Below are 24,803 nucleotides of genomic sequence, written 5' to 3' on the forward strand. Positions count from 1 at the left end.
GCTGGTCGCGCAGTTCCCCGCGCCCCTTTGCGGCATGCATCGCACCGGAGTCGGAGGAGGCAGACGACGTCATGCTCGACCACCTGATCAAAGGCGCGACCGTCGTCGACGGGACGGGCGCCCCCGCGTTCACCGCCGACGTCGGGATACGGGACGGCCGTGTCGCGACCGTCGGGAAATCCACCGAGGAAGCCCGCACCAGCGAGGACGCGCACGGGCTCGTCCTCGCGCCCGGGTTCGTCGACCCGCACACCCACTACGACGCCCAGCTGTTCTGGGACCCGTACGCGACGCCGTCCCTCAACCACGGGGTGACCACGGTCGCCGCCGGCAACTGCGGGTTCACGCTCGCGCCGCTGAACCCGGCGCGCCCCCAGGACGCCGACTACACCCGCCGGATGATGTCCAAGGTCGAGGGCATGTCCCTGGTCGCGCTGGAGGAGGGGGCGCCCTGGAGCTGGCACGGCTTCGGGGAGTACCTGGACGCGCTGGAGGGGCGGATCGCCGTCAACGCGGGCTTCATGGTGGGACATTGCGCGCTGCGACGGTACGTGATGGGGCCGGACGCGGTGGGCGGGCAGCCGAGCGCCGAACAGCTCGACGAGATGCTGCGGCTGCTGCACGAGGCCATGGAGGCCGGCGCCTGGGGTCTGTCCACCACCCAGTCGTCCACCCACTCCGACGGCGACGGCGAACCGGTCGCCTCCCGGCACGCCCTGCCCGCCGAGCTGCTGGCCCTGTCCCGAGCGGTCGGCGAGCACGAGGGCACGCAGATCGAGGCGATCGTCGCGGGCTGCCTGGACCAGTTCAGCGACGCGGAGATCGACCTGTTCGTGGAGATGAGCGCGGCGGCCGGCCGCCCGCTGAACTGGAACGTCCTCACGATCGACTCGGCCGTCCCCGAGCGGGTGCCCCGGCAGCTCCTGGCGAGCGAGCGGGCCCGGAAGGCGGGCGGCCGGGTGGTGGCGCTGACCATGCCGATCCTCACGCCGATGAACATGTCCCTGGGCACCTTCTGCGCCCTGAACCTCATCCCCGGATGGGGCCCGATCCTCGGCCTGCCCGTCCCGGAGCGGATCGAGAGGCTGCGCGACCCGGACGTACGGGCCGGGATGCTGGAGCGGGCCGTGTCCAAGGAGGCGGGCGTCTTCCGCCGGCTGGCGAACTTCGGGCGGTACGTCATCGGCGACACGTACAGCGAGGCGAACCGGGGCCTGAGCGGACGGGTGGTCGAGGACATCGCGGCGGAACGTGGACAGGACCCCTTCCAGTGCCTCGTGGAGATCTGCGCGGCCGACGGCCTGCGGACCGTCCTGTGGCCCATGCCCACCGACAACGACCCGGCGTCCTGGGCCCTGCGCGCCGAGACCTGGCAGCACGAGGACGTCCTGCTGGGCGGGTCGGACGCCGGGGCGCATCTGGACCGGATGTGCGGGGCGCCGTACACCACCCGCTTCATCGGGGACTGTCTGCGCGGGCGGCGGCTGGCGAGTCTGGAACAGGCCGTGAAGATGCTGACGGACGACCCGGCGCGGCTGTTCGGGCTCCGCGAACGCGGCCGGATCCGGGAGGGCTTCCATGCCGACCTCGTCCTCTTCGACCCGGAGCGGATCGCCGCGGGCACGGCCACCCTGGTGCACGACCTGCCGGGTGACAGCCCCCGGCTGGACTCCAAGGCCCTCGGGATACGGGCCGTGTGGGTCAACGGCGTCGAGGCGATCCGGGACGACGTGGTGAGCGGGGCGGTACCGGGGAAGGTGCTGCGCTCGGGGCGGGACACCCGGACGGTGGCGACCAGGTGAGCGAGGGGCAGCGGCTGTTCGTCGGCGGCGAGTGGATCGAACCGGACGGCGGTCACTACGAGGTCGTCGACCCGGCGACCGAGGCGACCGTCGGCCTGGCGCCGGAGGCCTCGCGGGATCAGGTGCGCGCGGCCTGTGCCGCGGCCCGCGAGGCCTTCGGGCCGTGGTCGCGTACGGCGCCGGAGGAGCGGGCGGCGATCCTGGCGCGGGCCGCCGGGACCATCGGCGGTCACCTGGAGCCGTACGCCGAGCTGGCCCGGGCGGAGACGGGCGCGACGACGGGTACCGCGCGGGGCATGCAGGTGGGGGTGGCCGCGGCCCGCTTCCGCCGGTACGCCCGCGTGGAGCCCGCCGAGTGGCCGGTCCCGCCGCAGATCAACGAGGCGGGACCGATGGGGCGGGCGGCGGTGATGGGCGCGCTGGCCGTACGCCAGCCCGTCGGGGTCGTCACCTGCGTCACGTCGTACAACAACCCGTGGGCGAACGCGGCCGGCAAGGTCGCCCCCGCCCTCGCCATGGGCAACACGGTGGTGGTGAAACCCGCCCCGCAGGACCCGCTCTCCGTCTACCGGATGGCGGAGGCGCTGGAGGCGGCCGGGGTGCCCCGCGGGGTCGTGAACGTCGTCTCCGGCCGCTCGGTGGAGGTCGGCGAGGCGGCCGTGGAGTCACCGGACGTCGACATGGTCAGCTTCACCGGCTCGACGGCGGTCGGCCGGCGCATCGCCGAGGTCTGCGGCCGCGGCATGAAACGCCAGCTGATGGAGCTGGGCGGCAAGGGCGCGGCGATCGTCTTCGACGACGCGGACCTCGGCTCGGCCGTGGCCGGCATCGGGACCACGTTCTCCTTCTACAGCGGACAGATCTGCACCGCGCCGACCCGGGTCCTTGCGCAGCGAGGCGTGTACGACCGATTGGTCGCGCAACTGGCGTCCTACGCAGGCCGGTTGCAGGTCGGCGATCCGAGGGAACCGGACACGGTCGTGGGGCCGGTGATCTCGGCGGCCCACCGGGACCGGGTGGAGTCGTACGTCGAACTCGGCCGCAAGGAGGGAGCGGTGGCGGTGACGGGCGGCGAACGCCCCCTGCTCGACCGGGGCTTCTACGTCACGCCGACCCTCCTCGCCGACTGCACCAACGACATGCGGGTGGCCCGTGAGGAGATCTTCGGCCCCGTGGTGTCCGTCATCCCCTTCGACGACGAGGACGAGGGCGTCGCCCTCGCCAACGACACCGACTACGGCCTCATCGACTACGTCTGGTCGAAGGACGTGGCACGGGCCTTCCGGGTCGCCCGGCGGCTGCGCGCGGGCGGCGTGGGCGTGAACACCGTCGGCCGCAACATGGAGGCCCCGTTCGGCGGGTTCAAGAGCAGCGGGGTCGGCCGGGACGTCGGGTCGTACGCCCTGCACGCGTACAGCGAGGTGCAGGCGATCGTGTGGCCGGGCTGAGTTGTGAGCCGCACCGCACCCGGTACGGGTCGATTTCGGGCAACTTCCCCATGGCCCACTGGCCCGACAGCCGTCACTCAGCGTGCGTGGTCCACGGAAAGTGAGCCGGAACCCATTTCGGTTGCGAGCGCTGAGTTGAAGTGGGCCAAGATGATCCGATGAGCCAAGAGACGGACGGTGGAGCCGAAGCGGTCCCAGACGAGTTGAAGAGGAGAAGCTTCCGGTTGGCGGCCTACGCCGTGTGCATCGAGGACGGGCGGGTGCTGCTCGCCCATCACGCGTCGGACAACTGGACTCTTCCGGGCGGCAGGGTCGAGCACGCGGAGGATCCGTTCGACACGGTGATCCGGGAGGTTGCTGAGGAGACCGGCTGCTCCGCGGTGGTCGAGCGCCTGCTGGGCGTGGACTCCAGGGTGATCCCCGCGGCCGTCGCGCGTGCGGGAATCGAGCACCAGAATGTCGGCATCTTCTACCAAGTCCGTATCACTGGCGGCCAGCTCCGGCCTGAGCCGAACGGCGAAACCGTCGAGTCGGTCTGGACTCCGATCCCCGAGGTCGCTTGCCTCCGCCGATCATCGCTGGTCGACACCGGCCTCGCCCTGGCGCAGACGGTTCCGCCAACCGGCCACGTCGCTCCTGTCCCGGTCGGCGGCCTGATCCAGCACTGAGGGATCCGCCCCGGACCGCCAGATCCGGCGCGTCAGCCGCCAGGGGCTTACGTCTCAGGCGCGTCGGCGGTGTGGAAATCCACCCGAACTGTCAGCAGTCCCGACCCCATCACCCACACCCCCACGCTGTTGAGACGGGGCAGGCCGCGCAGGCGGGCGACCGGGTCGTCGTCGGGCAGCAGGTGGGCGGTGCCCTCGTGCCAGCGGCCCCGGATGCGTACCCGTACCCGGGGATCGGCCTTGATGTTGCGCACGTACTGCGACCGCTCGCCGAACTCGGAGACCAGCCAGAAGGAGTCCCCCACCCGGCGACCGCCCACCGGGGTCCGGCGGGGCAGCCCGGAGGTGCGGCCGGTGGTCTCCAGCACGGGCTGGGTGGGCAGGCGGCGCAACACCGGGTTGATACGGCGCTGGATGGCTGTGACGGCCCGGTACTTCCGGTCGGCTCGGTGGGACATGGGGCTCCGGTTCAGGTTCCGTCCGGTGTCTTCAGCAGGTCGAGCAGGGCGCCGAAGGCGGCGGGGGTGGTGGAGAGGACTGTTTGGGCGGGGTCCGCGCTTTCGATGAGGCGGAGGGTGGTGGGGGAGGCGGCGGTGGATATGTGGACGCACGCCTCGCCTTCCTGGCAGTAGGACGACTTCTGCCAGACGGGAGTGGGCATGTCGGCTCCTTCACAGGTTCTGGGCGATGGAACGGATCAGGTCCCGGGTCTTCTCCGGGCCGAGGGCCGCGTCTTCGACGACGTCCAGAAGGCGCCGGTACTTCTCCAGGTGAGCCTCGGCATCGAGGAGTAGGGGACCGTGGAACTGGTCCAGTTGCACGGTGTCCAACTCCGGTACGGGGCCGCACAGGTAGTTGATGGACTGACCCGACCCCGGGAACGCGCCGACGTCGAAGGGGAGTACCCGAAGGGTGATGTGGTCCCGTTCGCTCATGTCGACCAGATGCTGAAGCTGCTCACGGGCCACCCGTCGGCCGCCGACCCGCATGTGCAGGGCCGCCTCGTGGATGACGGTGCTGTACGGGTTCGGGTTCTCACGGAACACCACGTCCTGGCGCTTGATGCGGTGCGAGACGCGGTGCTCCACCTCCGGCGGGGTGGGCGCTGGGATCGCGTGGCTGAAGATCTCCCGCGCGTGCTCGGTGGTCTGGAGCATGCCGGGGATGTGCGCGGTGAAAGCGGTACGGATGGCCGTCGCGTGCTGCTCCAGCTCGGCGAGGGTGAGCAGGCCGGACGGCAGTACTTCGCGGTACGCATCCCACCACCAGCCGCGGACCTTCTCGCCGGCCATGTCGACGAGGGCGTCGATGTAGGGCTGGTTCGTGCACGAGTAGACGTTGGCCATCGCCCGGACGCGGTCCGGACTCACTCCGAACCTGGCCGACTCCACATTGCTGAGTTGACCTGAACTCGTGCCGAGCAGTCGAGCGGCCTCAGTCGAGGTCAGACCGGCCCGCTCGCGGAGTTTGCGCAGCTCAGTCGCGAGCCGGATGCGCCGGGCGGTTGGGGTGGGCCTGGGGGTCATGACACTTCCTCCTACCGGGCGCCCAGCGGTTGTGTCACCCACACGAGGGAGAAAGCGCCGAGATCCTTCGAAAGCTCGCAAAGCTTCTTTGCGCACCCTCTATCGTCGTTCCCAGGCGCCCCACCTGGAAGCGCACCGTGGGACGCCACGGCATCGACACCAGGCACCTGTCCAACTCCCCTCGGCGACCGGAGACTTCCCATGGCCACCGTATCCCCGTCCTGGAACTACACCCTGCATCTTCCGCACGATCCACGCGCACCCGGCGTCGCACGCGGAGCCCTCCGCCTGATGCTGGCGGCCCACGGGATGCCCGAGCTGGCCCCCACCGCGGAGCTGCTGGCGGCGGAGCTGCTGGCCAACTCCCACCGCCACACCAAGGGCCCGTATGCCCTCCGCGTCCGCTCGGCGGAGCCCGGCCGGCTGCGGGTCGCCGTATGGGACACGGACCCGCGTGTCCCGCCCGGCTTCTCGGACCGGGACGGCCCCCTGCCGTCGCTCGACGCGGAGGACGGCAGGGGCCTGCACCTCGTCCGTTCCTGCGCGGACGCGTGGGGCGCCTCGGTGCTCCGCGAGCTGGGCGCGTCGAAGGGCGGCAAGCTGCTGTGGGCCGAGTGCGGGAACGGAGTGACGAAGTGGTGAGCCGGGCCGACCTGCCCGAGATCCGAACCGTGGACGACCTGCGCAGGGTGCTCAGCCGCTACGGCTTTCCGGGCGACCGGGAACGCTTCGAGGAGGAAGTGGCAGCCGCCGTAGGAGCCTCCCCGACCCACGACTTCGAGGGCGCCGCGGCCGTGGTCCGGGCCTGTCGGCATCGCGTCCTGATCAGGAGCTCGCCCGAGATCACGGCGGCCATCGAAGAGGCGCACACCGCAGGCGTCGGCACGTGAACGGGTTTCCCCCGCTTCCCAACTCGACAGCGCCTGACCGTCCCGCCCGCCTGGGGGATGCCGTAGAAGCCCTGTGTGCGGCGTGTGATCCGCCGGCGTTCGTACCTCCGGCCCGTGCTAGCGTCACGCGGTCGTGATCATGTTCGATGCCTCGCGCGGGGACGGGGACGGGGCCGGGGGAACGGGGGATGGCGATGACCGGGTCCATGTGGCTTCCGGACGTCCTGACGGATCGCCGTAAGTGGCTGGCCCTGCTGGGGCAGAGCATGCGGAAGGCCGGCAGCAAGAACGAGCTGCTGGACCTGATCGACCGGGCGCTCGCGGTGGCCCCGCCGGCGGGCGAGCCGGCGACGCTGGAGACGCTGGCGAAGACGTACCGCGATCAGCTCGACGACATCGGTGACCTGTTCAAACGGGTCGACCGGGTGGCCCGCAAGGGACTGTCGGAGGTCTGGGTCGGGGACACGAGCGTGCGGGCGTCGGACGCGGTGGGCGGCGCCTCGCGTGCGGTGACGGAGATGGCGGAGGCCTTCCAGGGCGGTGCCAGGGCGCTGCTCACGCTGGCCGACGCGATTGGGGATGCCCAGAAGCAGGACGCCGACGGCCGCGGCAGGCTGAACCACGCCAGAGGGCAACTGGGCGGCCGGGACGGCTTCATGGACAAGCTGATCGAGACCGACGAGGAGAAGCAGGAGCTGGCGGCGGCCCGCCTCGTCGCCGCCGACGGTGTCGACCTGATGCACAAGGCCGCCGTCGCCGCCCACGACGCCGGCGGCGCGGCCGCCCAGGACCTCAACAAGTGGGCCGCGGAGGCCCGTGCGGGGAAGCTGAACACCGACGAGCTGACCGCGGTGGACCGGCTGATGCTGGCGGACACCAGCAACGCCGGCGGCGACCCCGAGCTGAACGAGATCCTCACCGCGAACGAACTGGAGCGCTCCGGCCGGGCCCTGGAGGACCTGCCGCCCGCCGAACGCGCCCGTATGGAGAAGCTGCTGGCGGACGCGAAGTCCCCGCAGGAGAAGGCGTACCTGATGAAGGGCCTCGCCGCCGGGCACGGCGTGGACGAGGTCGAGACCTTCGCCGGCAAGATCCACGGCAAGGACCCGGACTGGCTGCGCGAGCACCTGGCGCCGATCACCACCGCGGCCGACAGCATGGACGACCAGGGGACGCAGTACAACGGCGCCAACGTCAACACCGACGACCAGAGCTTCTACTCCCAGGGCTGGAGCCAGGGCGGCGACGGCTCGGAGGGCACCTGCGTGGCCTCCTCCACCGTCGCCGCGCGCGCCCTCGTCGACCCGCTCTACGCCCTCGACCTCACCGGTGGGCCCAGCGGCCAGGAGGACGACCCCGACGCGTTCCGGCAGCGTCTGGTGGAGGAGCAGCACCGGGTGCACCTGGAGGGCGACGGCGGCGCCAACTGGAACAGCATGGACCTCACCGGCAAGACGGAGGTCCTCAACAAGGAGGTCAGCCCGGACACCGGCAGCTCCTACGAGCTCCAGCGGGTCCCCACCGCCGAGGCGCGGCGCGACGCCCTGCCGGAGATCGAGAAGGCGGTGGCGGAGGGCAAGCCGGTGCCCATCGGCGTCGAGGGGTTCGACGAGAACGACAAGCGGTCGGGCCACGCGATGATGATCGTCGCCCAGGAGGGCGACATGCTCCAGATCTACAACCCCTGGGGCACCACCACCTGGGTCAGCGAGGACGACTTCGTCAACGGCGGCATGGCGAAGGCCAGTGACAACGACCTGCCCAACGCCTACGCCGTGCACCTACCCCGGGACTGATGACCATGAAGACGCGCGCCCTGTTCGCCGGCTCGGCCGCCCTGCTCGCCCTCACCGGCTGCGGCGGTTCCGCAGGCACGTCCGTCGAGCCGGCCACCACCGGGTCGGCCGCCACCGGAGCCACCACCCCCGGGCCCACCGCCACCGAATCCTCCGCGCCCGGCACCGTGTACGGTCCGCGGGACCGGGCCGTCACCGTGGCGCCGGGGGAGGAGTTCGCCCTCACCCTCCCGGCCGACCCGGGTCTCGGCCAGGACTGGTACCTCACCGATCCCGAGCCGGCCGCGGGCGTCCTGAAGTACCGCGGCAAGCGCAAGGACTACGCGGACAGCCAGGCCGACGGCGCCACCGGCGGCACCCAGTCCTTCGACTTCACCGCGCTCGCCGAGGGCACGGCCACGGTACGGCTGCTGTGGTGCCCGATGAACACCTGCGGCGGCCCCGACGACACCGCGTCCCCCTCCCCGTTCCCCACCGCCACCGGCACCCCCGGTGCCGCGGCCGCCTTCTACGTCTTCCAGGTCACCGTCCGGTGAGCCGTCCGACCGGCCGCCGCGAGGCGTGCGCGCGGCGGCCGCCCTGCCGGCCGCCCTCACCGCGGGCTGCGGGACGGCGAAACTGCCCGCGCGGGACAGATGCGCGGGGATGGTGTGGGAGCCGCGTGCGGGGCGTGTGACCGGAGGGTGAGGCGGGCCGGCACGCGTGTTAGCCTCCCGCCGATGTGATCATCCACAACGCCCTTCGTCGGCGGTCGCGTTGACGACGGGGGCAGTGCGGACAACGGGGGACGGACGATGACGGCTGCTGCGCCGGACTTCTCTGTGCAGAAGAGCGGACTGACCGGACAGGCGACCGAGCTGGACGGGGCGGGCGACGACGCGGGCAAGATCCGCAAGGCCGTCGAACCCGCGGCCTGCTACACGCAGGACACGCTCGGCGGCCCCGACTCGGGTGCGGCGTTCAACGCCTACGCCGCCGCCTGGTCGGCGGAGGCCCGCACGATCGAGGACGCGCTGCACGAGCTCGCCGACAAGATCCGCCTCTCCAAGGGCGCGTACACCGGCAGCGACGGTCTCGTCGAGACCAGCGTCAGGAGCGTGCGGACCGGCGACGGCTCCCTGACCACGGGCCCGGCCCGCGCCGACGCCCACGTCAGCACCATGCCCGCCTTCGCCGAGCGCCCCTCGGCCCTGACGGGGTACTGAGGTCCGCTCGGTGACGCAGTCGCAGTCCACGACCGACCGCCGCGCCAAGTTGACGGGGCTGTGCGAGAACATCCCCAAGGCGGAGAGCAAGAACGACCTCCTCGACATGATCGACGAGGCACTCGGGGTGCCCGCGCCCGAGGGCGACCCCGCCACCCTGGAGACGCTGAGCAAGCGGTACCGCGACCAGCTCGACGAGGTGAGCGCCCTGTACGAGCGGGTCGACCGGGTGGGCCGCCGGGGCCTGCCGGACGTCTGGCTCGGCGACACGAGCGTGCTCGCGCAGGACGCGGTGAGCGCGGCGTCGAAGGCCGTGCTGGAGATGGCGGAGGCGTTCCAGGGCGGCGCCAGGGCGCTGCTCGTCCTGGCCGACGCGGTCGAGAACGCGCAGAAGCAGGACAGTGACGGCCGGGCGAAACTGAACGACGCGAAGCAGGAGGTCGGCGGCGGCAGCCGGGACGGCTTCTTCGACGACATGTGGGAGGACGACGAGGAGGAGTGGGACCGCATGAACGCCCGCGTCTGGGCCTCCCAGGGCGTCGAGCTCATGCACAAGGCGGCGGTCGCCGCCGACGACGCGGCCCGGGCCGCCGCCCGTGACCTCAACAAGTGGGCGGCCGAGGCGCGGGCCGGGAAGATGCAGACGGACGAACTGTCCGCGGTGGACCGCCTCATGCTCGCCGACACCAGCAACGTCGGCGGCGACCCCGAGCTGAACGAGATCCTCAGCGCCAACGACCTGGAGCGCTCGGGGCAGGCGATGGAGCGCATGTCGCCCGCCGAGCGGGCCCGCGTGGAGAAGCTGCTGGCCGAGGCGGCCACCCCGCAGGAGAAGGCCTACCTGATGAAGGCCCTCGCCGCGGGCTACTCCGTGGACGAGGTCTCGGACTTCGGCGGGAAGATCCACGGCAAGGACGAGGAGTGGCTGCGCGAGCACCTGGCGCCGGTCTCCACCAACTCCGAGACGGGCCAGGAGCAGCAGACCTTCGGCGACAAGCTCTGGGACCAGGACGGCGCCACCTGCGTGCCGTCGTCCACGGTCACCGCGCGCGCCATGGTCGACCCCGTCTACGCCCTGGAGCTCACCGGCGGGCCCAGCGGCCAGGAGGACGACCCGGAGGCCTTCCGCGAGCGGCTCACCGACGAGCAGCTGCGGATGCACGAGGAGGGCGGCGGCTCCAACGAGGGCTGGTTCTGGGACCGGCAGCCGGCCGGGATGGACGACGACGGGCAGGTCGAGATCTCCAACAAGGAGCTCAGCCCGCACACCGGCGACAGCTACGAGGCGCACGACATGAACAGCGACGACGACCGACGGGACGTCCTGACCGACATCGAGAAGTCCGTCGCCGAGGGCAAGCCCGTCCCCATCAACGTCGAGGGTGAGGACGAGAACGGCGACCGCGTCGGTCACGGCCTGATGATCGTCGGACAGGAGGGTGGCATGCTGCAGGTCTACAACCCCTGGGGCACCACCACCTGGGTCAGCGAGGACGAGTTCATCCGGGGCGACCTCAGCGCGGCCAGCGACGACCGCTTCAACAACCTCCAGAGCGTCTACATCGAGCAGGACTGACCCGTGCGCACACCAACAGCCGTCCGCCGACTGGCCGTAGCGGCCCTTCTCCCCCTCGCCCTGACCGGCTGCGGCCTGACCGGCGGGGACGGCGACGCCTACGGCGTCCAGGAACGCACCGTCACCGTCGACGCGGGCGACGAGTTCACGCTCTCCGTTCCGGCCGACCCCGCGATGGGGCAGAACTGGTATCTGGCCGATCCGCGGCCGGACGCGGACGTCGTGAAGTACAGCGGCGGGCAGGAGGACGACGAGGGCGGCGTCAAGGGCACGAGCGGCGACGACGACACCCAGTACTTCGACTTCGAGGCGACGGGGGCGGGCAAGGCCACGGTGAAGCTGCTGTACTGCCCGAACGGGTTCTGCCACAGCGCCGCCGAGGCCACCGCCTCGCCCGCCTCCTCGGCCGCGCCCGTCCCGGGTCCCGTGCCCACGGCCACCGGCACCGGCGCGCCGGACGACCGTGTGGAGTACTACCTGTACGAGATCACCGTCCGCTGACCCCGCCGCCCGCATCCGGAACCGAGGCCCCATGCCCGCCACCCCCGCCACCCGCACCGACGACGAGGTCCTCGCCGGCACCGACGTGGCCGTCCTCCTGCGCTACGGCCTGACCCAGGACGCCTTCCACACCGCCCTGTTCGGAGACGGCGCCGTGGCCGCCGCCGTCACCCTCGACCGGCTCGGCGTGGTGCCGCGTTCGGTGGCCTACGTCGCCGAGATCGTCCGCGCCGGCGGCCTCGCCTACGCGGCGGAGCTCCCCGAGCCGCTGCCCTCCGAGGAGGCCGCCGCCCACCTGCGCGACTGGCTGCGCGCCGCCGCCCAGGTCGCCACCGACCCGAACACCGAGACCCGAGCCGCCCGCTGGCTGGACGCGGTGGCCGAACTGATCGGCCTGCGCCGAGCCGCCCGCACCCGGACGAGCGAAGGAACCTGAGCCGCGGGAAAAGTTGCCCCCGCACATATGCCGACCGGTCGGTATGGACAGCCGCGCGCCGAGCCGGTACAGATGACCCATGCGTATCTCCGTGACGGTCTTCCTCACCGACGAGACGATCACCCCGACCCGGCTCGCCCGTGAGCTGGAGCAGCGCGGGTTCGCCGGGCTGTACCTGCCCGAGCACACGCACATCCCCGTCGAGCGCACCACCCCGTACCCGGCCGGCGGCGAGCTGCCCCCCGAGTACGGCCGGACCCTCGACCCGTTCGTCGCGCTCGGCCAGGCGGCCGCCGTGACCGACCGGCTCGGCCTCGGCACCGGCATCACGCTCGTGGCCCAGCACGACCCGATCGATCTCGCCAAGCAGGTCGCGACCCTCGACCACCTCTCCGGCGGCCGCTTCACGCTCGGCCTCGGCTTCGGCTGGAACGTCGAGGAGGCCGCCGACCACGGCGTCGAGTGGCGCACCCGGCGCGAGCTCGTCCGCGACCGGATGGCGCTGATGCGGGCCCTGTGGAGCGAGGAGCCGACGGCCCACGAGGGACGGTTCGACAGCGTCCGGGCCAGCTTCGCGCACCCCAAGCCCGTCCAGAAGCCGCGCGGCCCGGTCGCCGGCCCGCGCACCCTCGTCGGCGGGGCGGCCGGCCCGAAGCTGTTCGCGCACATCTGCGAGTACGCCGACGGGTGGCTGCCCATCGGCGGGCGCGGCCTCGGCGAGGCCATGCCCCGGCTGCGTGCCGAGTGGGCCGATGCGGGCCGCGACCCGGACGCCCTCCAGGTCGTCCCCTACGCCGTCCACCCGACCCCCGGCAAGCTCGCGCACTACGCCGACCTCGGCATCGAGGAGGCCGTGGTGCAGTTGCCGCCGGCGGGGGAGGCGGAGGTGCTGAAGGCACTGGACGGGCTGACGGGATATCTTCCAGGGACCTGACAACTCGGTCGGAGCGCACGGGGGAGCAGTAAGCGTCATGAGGATCGCCTGGTTAGTGTGGCTCGGGCGGCATTTCGCCGAATTCGGCTACAGCCAAGGCCTGTTGCGCGGCGCGATCGGCACGCTTGCCGTACTGGTGACCGCCCTGCTGCTCTGGTTCACCCTGCAGCGCAACAGGCCTCTCGCCGTGGTCCTCAGCGGTCTCGTGTCCGCCCTGGGCATCGGGTGGCTGGCTTTCCACTGACGGGGCCCGGCCCAGCTGATCAGCGCGATCGTATGCTCGAAGGATGACGACTTCCGCGACCTCCGGGACCGGCCCCACCGAGAACTCCATGCGTCGCGCCCTCAAACGCGCCCGGGACGGCGTGGCCCTCGACCCCTCCGAGGCCGCGGTGCTGCTCCAGGCCCGCGGCGAGGCCCTCGACGACCTCTCCGCGTCCGCGGCCCGGGTGCGGGACGCGGGCCTGGAGGCGGCGGGCCGCCCCGGCGTCATCACCTACTCGAAGAGCGTCTTCATCCCCGTCACCCGGCTGTGCCGGGACAAGTGCCACTACTGCACCTTCGTCACCGTCCCCGGCAAGCTGCGCCGCGCCGGGCACGGGATGTTCATGTCCCCCGACGAGGTGCTCGACGTGGCCCGCAAGGGCGCCGCCCTCGGCTGCAAGGAAGCCCTCATCACCCTCGGCGACAAGCCCGAGGACCGCTGGCCCGAGGCCCGCGAGTGGCTCGACGCACACGGCTACGACGACACCGTCGCCTACGTCCGCGCCCTCTCCATCCGCATCCTGGAGGAGACGGGCCTGCTGCCCCACCTCAACCCGGGCGTGCTGACCTGGACCGACTTCCAGCGGCTGAAGCCGGTCGCCCCGTCCATGGGCATGATGCTGGAGACCACCGCGACCCGCCTGTGGTCGGAGCCCGGCGGCCCGCACCACGGCTCCCCGGACAAGGAGCCGGCGGTCCGCCTGCGCGTCCTCGAGGACGCCGGCCGCTCCTCCGTCCCCTTCACGTCCGGGATCCTGATCGGGATCGGCGAGACGTACGAGGAGCGCGCCGAGTCCCTCTTCGCACTCCGTCGGGTGTCCCGGTCCTACCACGGCGTCCAGGAACTGATCATCCAGAACTTCCGTGCCAAGCCGGACACCGCGATGCGCGGCATGCCGGACGCGGAACTCGACGAACTCGTCGCCACGGTCGCCGTCGCCCGGCACATCATGGGCCCCGGCGGCTGCATCCAGGCGCCGCCCAACCTCGTCGACAGCGAGTACGAGCGGCTCATCCGCGCGGGGATCGACGACTGGGGCGGGGTCTCGCCGCTGACGATCGACCACGTCAACCCCGAGCGCCCCTGGCCGCAGATCGAGGAGCTCGCCGAGAAGTCCGCGGCGGCCGGGTTCGAGCTGCGCGAACGCCTCTGCGTGTACCCGGAGTTCGTCCGGCGCGGCGAGCCCTGGCTGGACCCCCGGCTGCGTCCGCACGTGGCCGCGCTCGCCGACCCCGAGACGGGGCTCGCGCTCCCCGACGCCGTGGTCGAGGGCCGCCCGTGGCAGGAGCCGGAGGAGGTCTTCGAGGCGTCCGGCCGCACCGACCTGCACCGCACCATCGACTCCGAGGGCCGCACGTCCGACCGCCGTGACGACTTCGACGAGGTCTACGGCGACTGGGGCGCCCTGCGCGAGGCGGCCGCCCCCGGCATGGCACCGGAGCGCATCGACACCGACGTACGCCAGGCGCTGGCGACGGCGGCCGACGACCCGACGCGGCTGACCGACGAGGAGGCGCTGGCGCTGCTGCACGCGGACGGCCCCGCGCTGGACGCGCTGACCCGTGTCGCCGACGACGTCCGCAGGTCGGCCGTCGGCGACGACGTCACCTACATCGTCACGCGGAACATCAACTTCACCAACGTCTGCTACACCGGCTGCCGCTTCTGCGCCTTCGCCCAGCGCCGCACCGACGCCGACGCCTACACCCTCTCCCTCGACCAGGTGGCCGACCGGGCCCAACAGGCCTGGGACGTGGGCGCGGTGGAGGTCTGCATGCAGGGCGGCATCCACCCCGACCTGCCCGGCACGGCGTACTTCGACATCGCGAAGGCGGTGAAGTCCCGCGTCCCCGGCATGCACGTGCACGCCTTCTCGCCGATGGAGGTCGTGAACGGCGCGACCAGGACGGGCCTTTCGATCCGCGAGTGGCTCACGGCGGCGAAGGAGGCCGGCCTGGACTCGATACCCGGCACGGCCGCGGAGATCCTCGACGACGAGGTCCGCTGGATCCTGACCAAGGGCAAGCTGCCGACGGCGACCTGGACCGAGGTCGTCACCACCGCCCACGAGCTGGGCATCCGCTCCTCCTCGACGATGATGTACGGCCATGTCGACCAGCCCCGGCACTGGCTGGGGCACCTGAGGACACTGGCCGGGATCCAGCAACGCACGGGCGGGTTCACCGAGTTCGTCACCCTCCCCTTCATCCACACGAACGCGCCGGTGTACCTGGCGGGCATCGCCCGCCCCGGCCCCACCATGCGGGACAACCGGGCGGTGACGGCGATGGCCCGTCTCCTGCTGCACCCGCACATCCCCAACATCCAGACCAGCTGGGTGAAGCTGGGCACCGAGGGCGCGGCCGAGATGCTCCGCTCCGGGGCCAACGACCTCGGCGGCACCCTCATGGAGGAGACCATCTCCCGCATGGCGGGCTCCTCCTACGGCTCCTACAAGTCCGTCAAGGACCTGATCGCGGTAGCGGAGGCGGCGGGCCGCCCGGCCAGGCCGCGCACCACCCTGTACGGCGAGGTCCCCGCGGAACGGCAGCGGGCGGCAGCGGCGTCGGACGGTCATCTGCCGGACCTGCTGCCGGTGTTGGACTGATCCCTGATCGACCCGCGGTCGACCTGAGCGCCCGTCAGGAGGTAGAAAGACCCCGTCGAGGACCTTGAGCCGGGACGAGGGGTACGAGGGTGAGCGGTACGACGGGCGGGCTGCGGGACGACGAACTACCGGTGGTGTTCCGCTCATCGGACACGGCGTCGCTGACCGGCCAGCGGCGCTACATCCGGGGCACGAAGTGGCGGCTGGTGCTCGCGGTGGCCGCCGCGGTGTGCGGGGTCCTGAACCACCGGGCGGCCTTCCTCGCCCTGGTCGCGGTCTTCGTCGCCACGATCCTGGTGGAGTTCTGGCTGCTGGCGGAGCGGCCGGAGGAGGCCTGGTACGACGGCCGGGCGCTGGCCGAGTCCACCAAGACCCTCGCCTGGCGCTACGCGGTGGGCGGCGCCCCCTTCCCGGCCGACCTGCCGGAGGCAGAGGCACAGCTCCGCTTCCTGGAACGCCTGCGGGACCTGCTGCGGGAGGCCCCCGCCACCAGCCTCGCGCCGATGGGGTCGGCCGCCGTCACGGACGCCATGAACGGCCTGCGCGCCCAGGACTTCGACGCCCGCAAGAAGGCGTACGTGGAACAGCGCGTCGAGAACCAGCTGCGGTGGTACACCGCGAAGGCCCAGGCCAACGTCGTACGGGCGCGGCGCTGGCGGCTGATCCTCATCGCCGTGGAGGGCCTCGGGCTCACCGCCGCGGTCCTGCGGCTCACCGGGGTCCTGGACTTCGACCTCGCCGGGGTCCTCGCGGCCGTCCTCGGCGCCGGCTCGGCCTGGTTCGCGGTCCGGCAGTACGAGACCCTGGGCCGCGCCTACACCTTCGCCGCCACCGAACTGAGCATCATCCACGACCGTCTGAGCCACACCACCCCCGCGAGCTGGGCCCAGGAGGTCGCGGACGCGGAGGAGGCGATCAGCCGCGAGCACACGATGTGGAGGGCGTCGCGAGGGGCTGGGTGACGTGGGGGCTGTGGGGTCCGGGGCAGGCGGGGTCGCAGTACGATGATCGGGCCCCGATGTGCGGGGTCCCGTAGCTGAGGAGATGCGTGTCCGTGCCTGCCCGTCGGCTTCCCACGTGGGTCTGGGTGAGCGGCCTGACGGCGGGCGGGATCGTCGCGGTCGCCGTCCTGGCCGTACAGGCGGACAAGGGGCCGCACCCCGTCGCCACAGCCACCCGGCCGAGCGCGTCGGCGTCGACGGGGGCCGAGCCCCGGCCCACCGCGTCCAAGGCCCCGGCCGCCGTCCCGGACGGCTCGGGCACCGGGCGGCGCGTCGTCTACTCCCTCGGTCAGAAGCGGGTCTGGCTGGTCGACGCGAGCGACGCGTCCCGCCGTACGTTCGCGGTGTGGCCGGGCACGGTGAGCCCGGACCCCGGCAGCTACACGATCTCCCAGCGCACGGAGGCCACGACCGGCTCCGACGGCGTCCAGATCGAGCACATCATGTACTTCGCCGCCAAGTCCGGCCTGTCGATCGCCTTCTCGAACGCGGTGGACGGCTCGTCGCCCCCGCCCGCCTCGGACGTCCGCACCAGTGGCATCCGGATGGGCAAGGCGGACGGTTCGGCCCTGTGGACGTTCGGGTCGACCGGCACGACGGTGACGGTCGTCAAGTAGCCGTCCGGTACCGCTCACGGGTGCGCCGGCCCCAAGCCCGGCCAGGGAGAAACCATGCTCGTCGTCGCCTTGTCCGCTCTCCTCGTCCTCGTCGTGGGAGGCTGCGTGTGCGTCGTGTGGGCCCAGCGGGGCGGCCCCCGCTGGGCGCGTGGCGTGGCGAGGGCGACCCTGCTGGCGGGCGAGCTGGTCGGCCGGTCGGGACGCGGCGGCCGCGGATCGGGCCAGGGCGACTGACAGCGCGCTACCGGCCGGAACCGGCGGCCGGAGCGCCGTCGCCCGTGGGCAGGTGGTTGACGATCAGTACCACCCCGCTGAACAGGAACGCCCGCGTCGCCGCGTCCAGCCCGTTCCAGTCCCCGGACTGCCACATCGCGAACCACTCTCCGCCGATCGCGATGAACCCGGCGCCGAACAGCAGCATCACCATGAGCAGGCCGTACGTCGAGAAGCGCCGGGCGCCCGCGCGGTCCCCCCGCGCCCACAGCCAGGTCCCGTACACCAGGACGAGCGCGGCGACCGTCTCCCAGACGATGATCGCGACGTACGCCGCGTCCTGGAGTCCCTTGCTTGTGACGGCTCGCCACATCAGGTCGTCGTCCTTGAACGTGGTGTCCATCGCGAGCACGTGCTGCACGAACTGCTGGTTGGTGCCGAAGTCGGTGATGTTCCCGAACGCGACCAGCGCCATGTAGAGGGCGACGGTGCCGGTGAGCAGGGTGGCGGCGAGGGAGAGCACGCTGCGTGAGGTTGTTGTGGCCATGGCGGCCATTTTTCCCGCACGGCCCGGCCCCTCGGTACGTATTGAGCCAGGTTCGCGTTCGATTACAGTGCTGCACTGTCGTACGTATGGGCGGTGCCACAGGGAGGTCTTGGTGGGTGCGACAGCCGGGGCCGTCTGGGGGCGGGCCGAGCAGCAGGACTTCCGGGGCAGAGTGCGCGGCACCCTGCTGGGCGTGGCCGTGGGCGACGCCCTGGGGGCGCCCGTGGACGGGCTCACCCTGGCCGAGATCCGGGAGACCTACGGAGCCGAGGGCCTGGTCGATCTCGGCTTCGGCCACGGACGGCGAGGCGCGGTCAGTCATCTCACCCAGCTCACCCTGTTCAGCGTGGACGGCCTGATACGCGCACAGGTACGCCGCGACACCGGCGCCTGGCATCCGCCGACCGACCTGCACAAGGCCTATCTGCGCTGGGCGGCCACCCAGCGCGACTGGGGACCGGACGAGCGGCGCAAGGAGGACGGGTGGCTCGCGCGGGAGGAGTGGCTGTACGCGCGACGGGACCCCACCCGGTCCCTCCTGCTCGGGTTCGGGGACGAGACGATGGGCACGCTGGACGCGCCCAAGAACCCCGGTGACGCCGGGCCGGAGGCCGCCGCCCGTTCCGCGCCCTTCGGGCTGCTGGTGGGCTGGGAGCCGCAGCTGGTCGTCCAGCTCGCCGTGGAGTGCGCGGCACAGAGCCACGGCCACCCCGCCGCCTACCTGTCGGCCGGCGCGTACGCCGTGATCGTGCACTCGCTCGCCCGCAGCGAGAGCCTCGACGCCGCCGTGCAGCGGGCCCTCGCCCTGCTCGCCGCCCGGCCCGGGCACCAGCCGGTGTCGGACGGCCTCCAGCACGCGCTGGGTGCCGTGCGGCAGGGGATGCCCACCCCGGCGCGGGTGGCGGAGCTCCTCGGGGACGGCACCGCCGAGGGGCTGCTGTCGGCCGCCGTGTACTGCGCGCTGGTGGGGGAGGACGTACGGCACGGCCTGTGCCTCTCGGTCAACCACGACGGCCCCTCCGCCGCCGCCGGCGCCCTGACCGGCGGCCTCCTGGGCGCCCTGCACGGCGAAACGGCCCTCCCGCCGGCCTGGCTGGCCGAACTGGAGGGCCGTCCCACGCTGCTGGAACTGGCGGACGACTTCGCGATGGAGATGACCCAGGGCCCGGCCCTGCACGGCCCCGCGGGCGCCTCGCCCGGGTGGCTGGCCCGGTATCCGCGGGGCTAGAGGGTCCGACTCCCCCGGGGGGCTAGGACCTGCCCCGGTCCTTCACCCGGGTGACCACCGCGTCCTCGACGGCTCCCGCGGGCGTCGGGATCGCCGCGGCCGCGCCGTCGTCGTCATCCGTGTTGATCTTCTCGATGATCGCCAGCCGCTCGGGGGTGTCCTCCGGCTTCACGAAGCCGATGAGGATGTACAGGACCAGCGACACGGCCAGCGGGATCGACACCTGGTACTGCAGCGGGACGCCACCCTCGACGTTCCAGTTGATCGGGTAGTTGACCAGCCAGAACGCGAGCAGACCCATGGACCAGCTGGTGAGCGCGGCCGTCGGCCCGGAGCGGCGGAACGGGCGCAGCAGACCGAGCATCATCGGGATCGCCATCGGGCCCATCAGGCCGGCCACCCACTTGATCACGACCGTGATGATGTCCTTGAAGGTGGGGGAGTTGACCTGGGTGGCCGCCGCCATGGACAGGCCCAGGAAGACGACCGTCGCGATACGGGCGGCGATCAGGCCGGTGCGCTGGCTCCAGGCCCGCGCCCGGGCCGAGAGCACCGGCGCGCAGTCCCGGGTGAAGACGGCGGCGATGGCGTTCGCGTCCGACGAGCACATGGCCATGGTGTGCGAGAAGAACCCGACGATCACCAGGCCCAACAGGCCGTGCGGCAGGAGCTGTTCGGTCATCAGGCCGTACGAGTCGGAGCCGTCCGGCTTCTGCGCGTCCACCAGCAGCGGCGACATCCACATGGGGTAGAAGAGGACCAGCGGCCAGACCAGCCAGAGCACCGCCGACAGCCGTGCCGACCGCGTGGCCTCCCGCGGAGTGGCCGTGGCCATGTAGCGCTGGGCCTGGTTGAGCATGCCGCCGTTGTACTCGAACAGCTTGATGAAGAGGAAGGCCAGCAGGAACACCGCGCCGTAGTCGGCGACCAGCGGCTTGTCGTGACCCTGCAGGGCCGGCTGGTCCCAGGCGTCGAGGAACCCGATGCCCCTGTCGCCGAGCTCCATGATCACCGCGACGAACATGGCGACACCGGCGAGGAGTTGGATGACGAACTGGCCGAGTTCGGTCAGCGCGTCCGCCCACAGGCCGCCGATCGTGCAGTAGACCGCAGTGATGCAGCCGGTGATGAGGATGCCCTGGTTCAGCGAGATCCCGGTGAAGACCGACAACAGTGTGGCGATCGCGGCCCACTTGGCGCCCACGTCCACGATCTTCAGCAGCATGCCGGACCAGGCGAGCGCCTGCTGGGTCTTCAGGTCGTACCGGTTCTTCAGGTACTCCAGCGGCGAGGCGACGTGCAGCCGTGACCGCAGCCGGTTGATGCGCGGGGCGAACAGTGTCGCGCCGATGGCGATGCCGAGCGCGATCGGGAACGACCAGGTCACGAAGGACGTCACGCCGTAGGTGTAGGCGATGCCCGCGTAGCCGGTGAACATCACCGCGCTGTAGCCCGACATGTGGTGGGAGATGCCGGACAGCCACCACGGCATCTTGCCGCCGGCCGTGAAGAAGTCGCTGACGTTGTCCACCCGCTTGTGCGACCAGACGCCGATCGCGACCATCACGCCGAAGTAGCCGATGAGCACGGCCCAGTCGAGACTGTTCATGTGCCCCCTTCCAGGGTCCGCCTTGTGAACTCCGCCCAGCTGGTTGGCACTTCGCCCGAGCGGGGTAGGGGCGACACAGGCCGCGAAGTGCCCGCTCATCGTGGTTGGGTCGACGCGGGCACGACAAGCAAGCGGAAGGTCAAGAGGCGGCAAAGAAGTTCGGTGAGCTGACCTCCGTTCACGTTCATGAACTCCGCAAGGTGACCGAAAGGGAACCTCAGCGCATCAGTTCCCCCGCGTTGACCAGCAACGACTGCCCCGTGATCGCCCGCGCCCGGTCCGAGGCCAGGAACACCGCCGCATCCGCCACGTCCGCGTCCGAGGCCAGCTCGGGCAGGGCCATCCGGCCGCTCAGCCGCTCCAGCACCTCCGCCTCGGTCACCCCTTCCGACTGCGCCGTGAACCGCACGTACGCCTGTACCGGCGGGCCCCACATCCAGCCCGGCAGCACCGTGTTGACGCGGATGCGGTACGGCCCCAGCTCCCGGGCCAGCGAGTACATCGCGCTGGTCAGCGCCCCCTTCGACGCCGCGTAGGCGGCCTGCCGCACCTGCGACGGAGCCGCCACCGACGACTGCGTACCGATGAACACCACCGAGCCCCCGCACGACTTCAGCGCCGGCAGACACGCCCGCGTCATCCGCAGCGACCCCAGCAGGTTCACGTCGATCACCGACTGCCAGCTCGTGAAGTCGGCGTCCTCCAGCCCGCCGAAGTAGCCGTCCCAGGCCGCCACCTGTATCACCGCGTCGATCCGCCCGAAACGCTCCAGCCCCAGCCGGGCCAGCGCCTCGCACCGCGCCTCGTCCGTGATGTCCGTGGCCCGGTACGCCGTGTGCGCCCCGTCCGGATCGATCTCGGCCGCGCTCTTGGCGAGGTTGGCCTCCGTCCGCGCCCCCAGCACCGCGTTCCCGCCGTCCCGCACGACGGCCGCCGCGACCTGGTGCCCGAGCCCGGCGCCGACTCCCGACACGACGACGGTCTTGCCCGAGAGCAGTGACATCGATGGCCTCCCCTTCGCGGCTCCCGCCTCTGGCGGATTACCTGACGGGGCGTCAGAGTATGGGCGACCGCAGGAGGACGGAAGGGCAGACGGAGGGAAAGCACCCATGTCCGAGGACACCCGCAGCGAGACGTACGCCGAACTGGCCGCCGTAGGACCGTACGGAGTCCGCCCCGGCCACGCGCTGATCACCATGGTCGAACCGCACCCGGGCCACGAGTACGCCTACAACCGCTGGTACGAGGACGATCACTTCGTCGCGGGAGCGATGGCCATGCCCTGGATGTACTCCGGGCGCCGCTGGGTGGCCACCCGCGACCTCCAACTCCTGCGCCGCCCCGAGAAGTCGGCGATCGCCCAGCCGGTTGGCGCCGGCTGCTACCTCTCCACGTACTGGATCACCGACGGCCGCTACGACGACCACATGCGCTGGACCGTCGCCATCAACAAGCGCCTCAACCGCGACGGCCGCGTCTACCGGGACCGCACCCACGTCTTCACGGCGTTCCAGGACCACGAGGCGACCGTGTACCGCGACGGAGCGGCGGGGCCGAGGGACTTCCACGCCCTCGACCACCCCTACGCCGGCCTGGTCCTGGAAGTCCTCGACGCCGACTCTGCCGAGCAGCGCACGGAACTGCTGGAGTGGCTGCTCTCCCGCCATCTCCCGAAGCGCGTGGCCGGCTCACCGGCCGCCCTGGTCACCATCTTCCGCCCGACCCCGCTGCCCGGCGACCGCATGACCTACGTCAAGCAGGTCGAGGGCGTCGACACCCGGCTGACGCTGCTGTGGTTCCTGGAGGCGGATCCGAGGGAGTGCTGGGAGGAGTACTTCACGGGGCTGGAGGAGGCGGTGGGGGAGTCGGGGTTGGGGAGGGTGGAACTGCTGGCGCCCTTCGTGCCGACGGTTCCGGGCACGGACAAGTACGTGGACCAGCTGCGCTGAGGGTGTCTCGAGGGCACCCCTTCGCGGGTGGGTACAGGCCGGGGGTCCGGGGGCGGAGCCCGGGAGGCCCACCCCGACCCACGGTCACTTCAGCTCATCGGGACACGGAGTCCCCCGCGGCACCGTGTAGGGCGCCGCCAGCCGATACGTCCCCGCCCGTGGGGCGATCAGCATCGTCCACTTGTCCCCGTCCGCGTCCTCCGCCGTCTCCATCAGGCACCCGTTGAGGTTCTCGTACGCCTTCGGCATCCCCTCGGCGCGTTCTTTGGAGGCCTCCGTCTCCTGCGGCGGCTTCAGCTTGTTGCCCTCGGCGTCGACGATGCTCAGCCACGGCGAGTAGGGGATGCGGATGAGGATCCGGCCGGCCTTGTTCACGCGCATGGTCATCTCGCCCTGCGCGGCCCGGTCGACGACCGCGTTCGGCTCGGCCAGCGGCGTCGGGTCGGTCACCCGGAACAGCTGCCAGTTGGCGTCGCCCCAGATCTGCCGCAGATACGGCATGCCCCGCTGGACCAGCTCCCGCTCCCGCTCACCGCCGTCACCGTCCGGCTGGTCCTTCGGCAGCACGACGTAGTGCACGGCCCAGCGCGCGAGCCACTCGTGGTAGTTCGCCGAGTTGAGGGTGTCGTCGTAGAAGAGCGGGTTGCGTTCCATGTCGGCCTGGCGGTTCCAGCCGCGGGCCAGATTGACGTAGGGGGCGAGGGCGGAGGCCTCGCGGTGCGAGGCGGCCGGCACGACCTCCACGCGGCCCTTCTCGGCGCCGACCTTCTGGAGCTCGTTGACCAGCGGCGCCAGCTCACGCGCCCAGGACGCCGCCGGAGTCGTGTGGACGACGTCGTCGACCGACTTGAAGCCGATCCACGCCGTGAACCCGACGAAGGCCAGCACGATCGCATACCACTTGCGGGTGCGCGGCACCGCGAACGGCAGCGCGGCCGCCAGCGCCACCCCGGCGAACAGCATCGCGAGCCGCGAGATGTTGGAGCCGATCTGCGAGTTGACCAGCCAGACCAGGACGATCCCGAGGGCGTACACGCCGGAGGTGATCCGGACCGTCTTCCAGTCGCGTGGGACCAGGAAGAACACGAGCAGGGCGTACGCCAGCGGCAGGATCACCGAGCCGATCTTCATCGGCTGGGTGCCGGAGAAAGGGAAGAGCCAGGCGGACACCGCGACGACCGCGGTGGGGGCGATGCCCAGCGCCCAGGCGCCCGGCCGGCGCTTCTGCAGGAACAGCGCCGCCGCCACCAGCCCCACGAACAGGCCCGCCACCGGCGAGGCCATCGTCGCGAGGGCGGCCAGCGGGGCCGCGCACAGCGCCTTCGCCCACCGCTTGTAGCGCCAGCGGTACGGCCAGCAGAACACGACGGCGACCGCGCCGAGGGCGAACACCGTGCCGAGACCGAACGTCACCCGCCCCGAAGCCGCGTTGCACAGGAACGCGAACACCCCCGCCAGCGCCGCCCACAGCGGGTTTCTCACCGACCGGCTGCGGATCAGGACCATCGTCAGCAGCCCGGCCGAGACCGTGCCGGCGATCATCATCGTCGTACGGACCCCGAGGACCGACATCAGATACGGCGACACCACGCTGTACGACACCGGGTGCATCCCGCCGTACCAGGCCAGGTTGTACGCAGAGTCCGGATGCCGGCCGACGAACTCCGCCCACGCGTCCTGCGCCGCGAGGTCGCCGCCACTGTTGGCGAACGTGAAGAACCAGACGATGTGCAACGCGCCCGACAGGGCGGTGACGGAGAGGACGGGGTACCGCAGCAACCGCTCGCGCAGAGCGAGGAAGGCGGTCCGGGCCCTGGCCCGGGCGGTGCTACGGCCGTGCTCGGGATCCTCGGGATCCGGTGCGGGCACGCGTATTCGCGGGCCGGTACCCGGGCCCGGATCGGTGTCGTCGGCGCGTGTCGGCTCCGCTGTGGCCACCTGAAGGCACTCCCCGTGGTGTCCCGTCTTCTGTTTACGGCCGCGT

The 24,803-nt window shown here is 71.6% G+C and carries 26 protein-coding genes; 19 read left to right on the forward strand and 7 right to left on the reverse strand.

Features of this window, described 5'->3' with window-relative positions; translation table 11 throughout:
* Positions 1 to 38 precede the first annotated feature (38 nt).
* From AQJ84_RS19665 to AQJ84_RS19675, 3 genes are all read left to right on the forward strand, one after another.
* Positions 39 to 1,802, forward strand: coding sequence for an N-acyl-D-amino-acid deacylase family protein (locus AQJ84_RS19665; RefSeq protein WP_259294301.1), 1,764 nt, complete (start codon positions 39 to 41; stop codon positions 1,800 to 1,802).
* Entirely contained in the window at positions 1,799 to 3,250 is a 1,452-nt protein-coding gene (locus AQJ84_RS19670) for an aldehyde dehydrogenase family protein (RefSeq protein ID WP_053191116.1), read from the forward strand. Before AQJ84_RS19665 ends, AQJ84_RS19670 begins: the two co-directional genes overlap by 4 nt.
* Positions 3,251 to 3,408: 158 nt before the next feature.
* The gene (locus tag AQJ84_RS19675) at positions 3,409 to 3,918 is read left to right on the forward strand and encodes an NUDIX hydrolase (protein WP_051870091.1); all 510 of its coding nucleotides are present in this window, start codon (positions 3,409 to 3,411) and stop codon (positions 3,916 to 3,918) included.
* 47 nt (positions 3,919 to 3,965) lie between these two features.
* Here AQJ84_RS19675 and AQJ84_RS19680 read toward each other — a convergent pair whose 3' ends face one another.
* From AQJ84_RS19680 to AQJ84_RS19690, 3 genes are read right to left on the reverse strand one after another with little or no spacing between them, the layout of a single operon-like run.
* Positions 3,966 to 4,376: a nitroreductase family deazaflavin-dependent oxidoreductase gene (locus AQJ84_RS19680; protein ID WP_030042425.1), complete on the reverse strand. Its 411-nt coding sequence runs from the start codon at positions 4,374 to 4,376 to the stop codon at positions 3,966 to 3,968.
* 11 nt (positions 4,377 to 4,387) lie between these two features.
* Positions 4,388 to 4,579 carry a DUF397 domain-containing protein gene (locus AQJ84_RS19685; protein ID WP_030042424.1) on the reverse strand — a complete coding sequence of 64 codons (192 nt, stop codon included), beginning with the start codon at positions 4,577 to 4,579 and terminating at the stop codon, positions 4,388 to 4,390.
* A gap of 10 nt (positions 4,580 to 4,589) precedes the next feature.
* On the reverse strand, positions 4,590 to 5,444 hold the full coding sequence (locus AQJ84_RS19690; protein WP_030042423.1) for a helix-turn-helix domain-containing protein: 855 nt from the start codon (positions 5,442 to 5,444) through the stop codon (positions 4,590 to 4,592).
* Positions 5,445 to 5,645: 201 nt separating this feature from the next.
* Between AQJ84_RS19690 and AQJ84_RS19695 the strand changes: the two genes are divergently transcribed.
* The 14 genes from AQJ84_RS19695 to AQJ84_RS19760 all read left to right on the forward strand — a co-directional run bounded on the left by AQJ84_RS19695 (position 5,646) and on the right by AQJ84_RS19760 (position 17,507).
* Positions 5,646 to 6,086, forward strand: a complete 441-nt coding sequence (locus AQJ84_RS19695) for an ATP-binding protein (RefSeq protein WP_030042422.1) — start codon at positions 5,646 to 5,648, stop codon at positions 6,084 to 6,086.
* The gene (locus AQJ84_RS19700; RefSeq protein WP_157874948.1) at positions 6,083 to 6,334 is read left to right on the forward strand and encodes a hypothetical protein; all 252 of its coding nucleotides are present in this window, start codon (positions 6,083 to 6,085) and stop codon (positions 6,332 to 6,334) included. Before AQJ84_RS19695 ends, AQJ84_RS19700 begins: the two co-directional genes overlap by 4 nt.
* A 188-nt stretch (positions 6,335 to 6,522) precedes the next feature.
* Positions 6,523 to 8,130, forward strand: a complete 1,608-nt coding sequence (locus AQJ84_RS19705; RefSeq protein ID WP_053191122.1) for a WXG100 family type VII secretion target — start codon at positions 6,523 to 6,525, stop codon at positions 8,128 to 8,130.
* Entirely contained in the window at positions 8,130 to 8,666 is a 537-nt protein-coding gene (locus AQJ84_RS42335) for a protease inhibitor I42 family protein (protein WP_053191124.1), read from the forward strand. The genes AQJ84_RS19705 and AQJ84_RS42335 overlap by 1 nt, the downstream gene beginning before the upstream one ends.
* Before the next feature lie 258 nt (positions 8,667 to 8,924).
* The gene (locus AQJ84_RS19715; protein WP_107082685.1) at positions 8,925 to 9,335 is read left to right on the forward strand and encodes a type VII secretion target; all 411 of its coding nucleotides are present in this window, start codon (positions 8,925 to 8,927) and stop codon (positions 9,333 to 9,335) included.
* A gap of 10 nt (positions 9,336 to 9,345) precedes the next feature.
* On the forward strand, positions 9,346 to 10,911 hold the full coding sequence (locus AQJ84_RS19720) for a WXG100 family type VII secretion target (RefSeq protein ID WP_030042419.1): 1,566 nt from the start codon (positions 9,346 to 9,348) through the stop codon (positions 10,909 to 10,911).
* 3 nt (positions 10,912 to 10,914) lie between these two features.
* Positions 10,915 to 11,412, forward strand: coding sequence for a protease inhibitor I42 family protein (locus tag AQJ84_RS19725; RefSeq protein ID WP_030042418.1), 498 nt, complete (start codon positions 10,915 to 10,917; stop codon positions 11,410 to 11,412).
* Between the two features lie 31 nt (positions 11,413 to 11,443).
* Positions 11,444 to 11,848, forward strand: coding sequence for a hypothetical protein (locus AQJ84_RS19730; protein ID WP_053191126.1), 405 nt, complete (start codon positions 11,444 to 11,446; stop codon positions 11,846 to 11,848).
* A gap of 79 nt (positions 11,849 to 11,927) precedes the next feature.
* Positions 11,928 to 12,782, forward strand: a complete 855-nt coding sequence (locus AQJ84_RS19735; protein WP_053191128.1) for an LLM class F420-dependent oxidoreductase — start codon at positions 11,928 to 11,930, stop codon at positions 12,780 to 12,782.
* A gap of 37 nt (positions 12,783 to 12,819) precedes the next feature.
* A complete protein-coding gene (locus AQJ84_RS19740; RefSeq protein WP_030042417.1) occupies positions 12,820 to 13,026 on the forward strand; it encodes a hypothetical protein in 207 nt (68 codons plus the stop codon).
* Between the two features lie 43 nt (positions 13,027 to 13,069).
* Positions 13,070 to 15,655, forward strand: a complete 2,586-nt coding sequence (locus AQJ84_RS19745; RefSeq protein WP_053191129.1) for a bifunctional FO biosynthesis protein CofGH — start codon at positions 13,070 to 13,072, stop codon at positions 15,653 to 15,655.
* Positions 15,656 to 15,744: 89 nt separating this feature from the next.
* On the forward strand, positions 15,745 to 16,617 hold the full coding sequence (locus AQJ84_RS19750; protein WP_051870089.1) for a DUF4231 domain-containing protein: 873 nt from the start codon (positions 15,745 to 15,747) through the stop codon (positions 16,615 to 16,617).
* Between the two features lie 86 nt (positions 16,618 to 16,703).
* A complete protein-coding gene (locus AQJ84_RS19755) occupies positions 16,704 to 17,273 on the forward strand; it encodes a hypothetical protein (RefSeq protein WP_107082686.1) in 570 nt (189 codons plus the stop codon).
* A gap of 54 nt (positions 17,274 to 17,327) precedes the next feature.
* Positions 17,328 to 17,507, forward strand: a complete 180-nt coding sequence (locus AQJ84_RS19760) for a hypothetical protein (RefSeq protein WP_030042413.1) — start codon at positions 17,328 to 17,330, stop codon at positions 17,505 to 17,507.
* Positions 17,508 to 17,514: 7 nt separating this feature from the next.
* Here AQJ84_RS19760 and AQJ84_RS19765 read toward each other — a convergent pair whose 3' ends face one another.
* A complete protein-coding gene (locus AQJ84_RS19765) occupies positions 17,515 to 18,033 on the reverse strand; it encodes a DUF2165 domain-containing protein (protein ID WP_107082689.1) in 519 nt (172 codons plus the stop codon).
* A gap of 112 nt (positions 18,034 to 18,145) precedes the next feature.
* On the opposite strand from AQJ84_RS19765, the gene AQJ84_RS19770 reads away from it, so the two are divergent.
* Entirely contained in the window at positions 18,146 to 19,261 is a 1,116-nt protein-coding gene (locus AQJ84_RS19770; protein WP_030042411.1) for an ADP-ribosylglycohydrolase family protein, read from the forward strand.
* 22 nt (positions 19,262 to 19,283) lie between these two features.
* Here AQJ84_RS19770 and AQJ84_RS19775 read toward each other — a convergent pair whose 3' ends face one another.
* Entirely contained in the window at positions 19,284 to 20,870 is a 1,587-nt protein-coding gene (locus AQJ84_RS19775; RefSeq protein ID WP_030042410.1) for a sodium:solute symporter family protein, read from the reverse strand.
* A gap of 217 nt (positions 20,871 to 21,087) precedes the next feature.
* Complete coding sequence (locus tag AQJ84_RS19780; RefSeq protein WP_030042409.1) at positions 21,088 to 21,873, reverse strand: SDR family oxidoreductase; 786 nt, start codon at positions 21,871 to 21,873, stop codon at positions 21,088 to 21,090.
* Positions 21,874 to 21,979: 106 nt separating this feature from the next.
* Between AQJ84_RS19780 and AQJ84_RS19785 the strand changes: the two genes are divergently transcribed.
* Positions 21,980 to 22,819: a hypothetical protein gene (locus AQJ84_RS19785; RefSeq protein ID WP_030042408.1), complete on the forward strand. Its 840-nt coding sequence runs from the start codon at positions 21,980 to 21,982 to the stop codon at positions 22,817 to 22,819.
* Positions 22,820 to 22,903: 84 nt separating this feature from the next.
* Here the strand turns inward: AQJ84_RS19785 and AQJ84_RS19790 are convergent, their stop codons facing one another.
* On the reverse strand, positions 22,904 to 24,757 hold the full coding sequence (locus AQJ84_RS19790) for a membrane protein (protein ID WP_030042407.1): 1,854 nt from the start codon (positions 24,755 to 24,757) through the stop codon (positions 22,904 to 22,906).
* Positions 24,758 to 24,803: the final 46 nt, after the last annotated feature.

This window comes from Streptomyces resistomycificus, from assembly GCF_001514265.1.
Lineage (GTDB): Bacteria > Actinomycetota > Actinomycetes > Streptomycetales > Streptomycetaceae > Streptomyces > Streptomyces resistomycificus.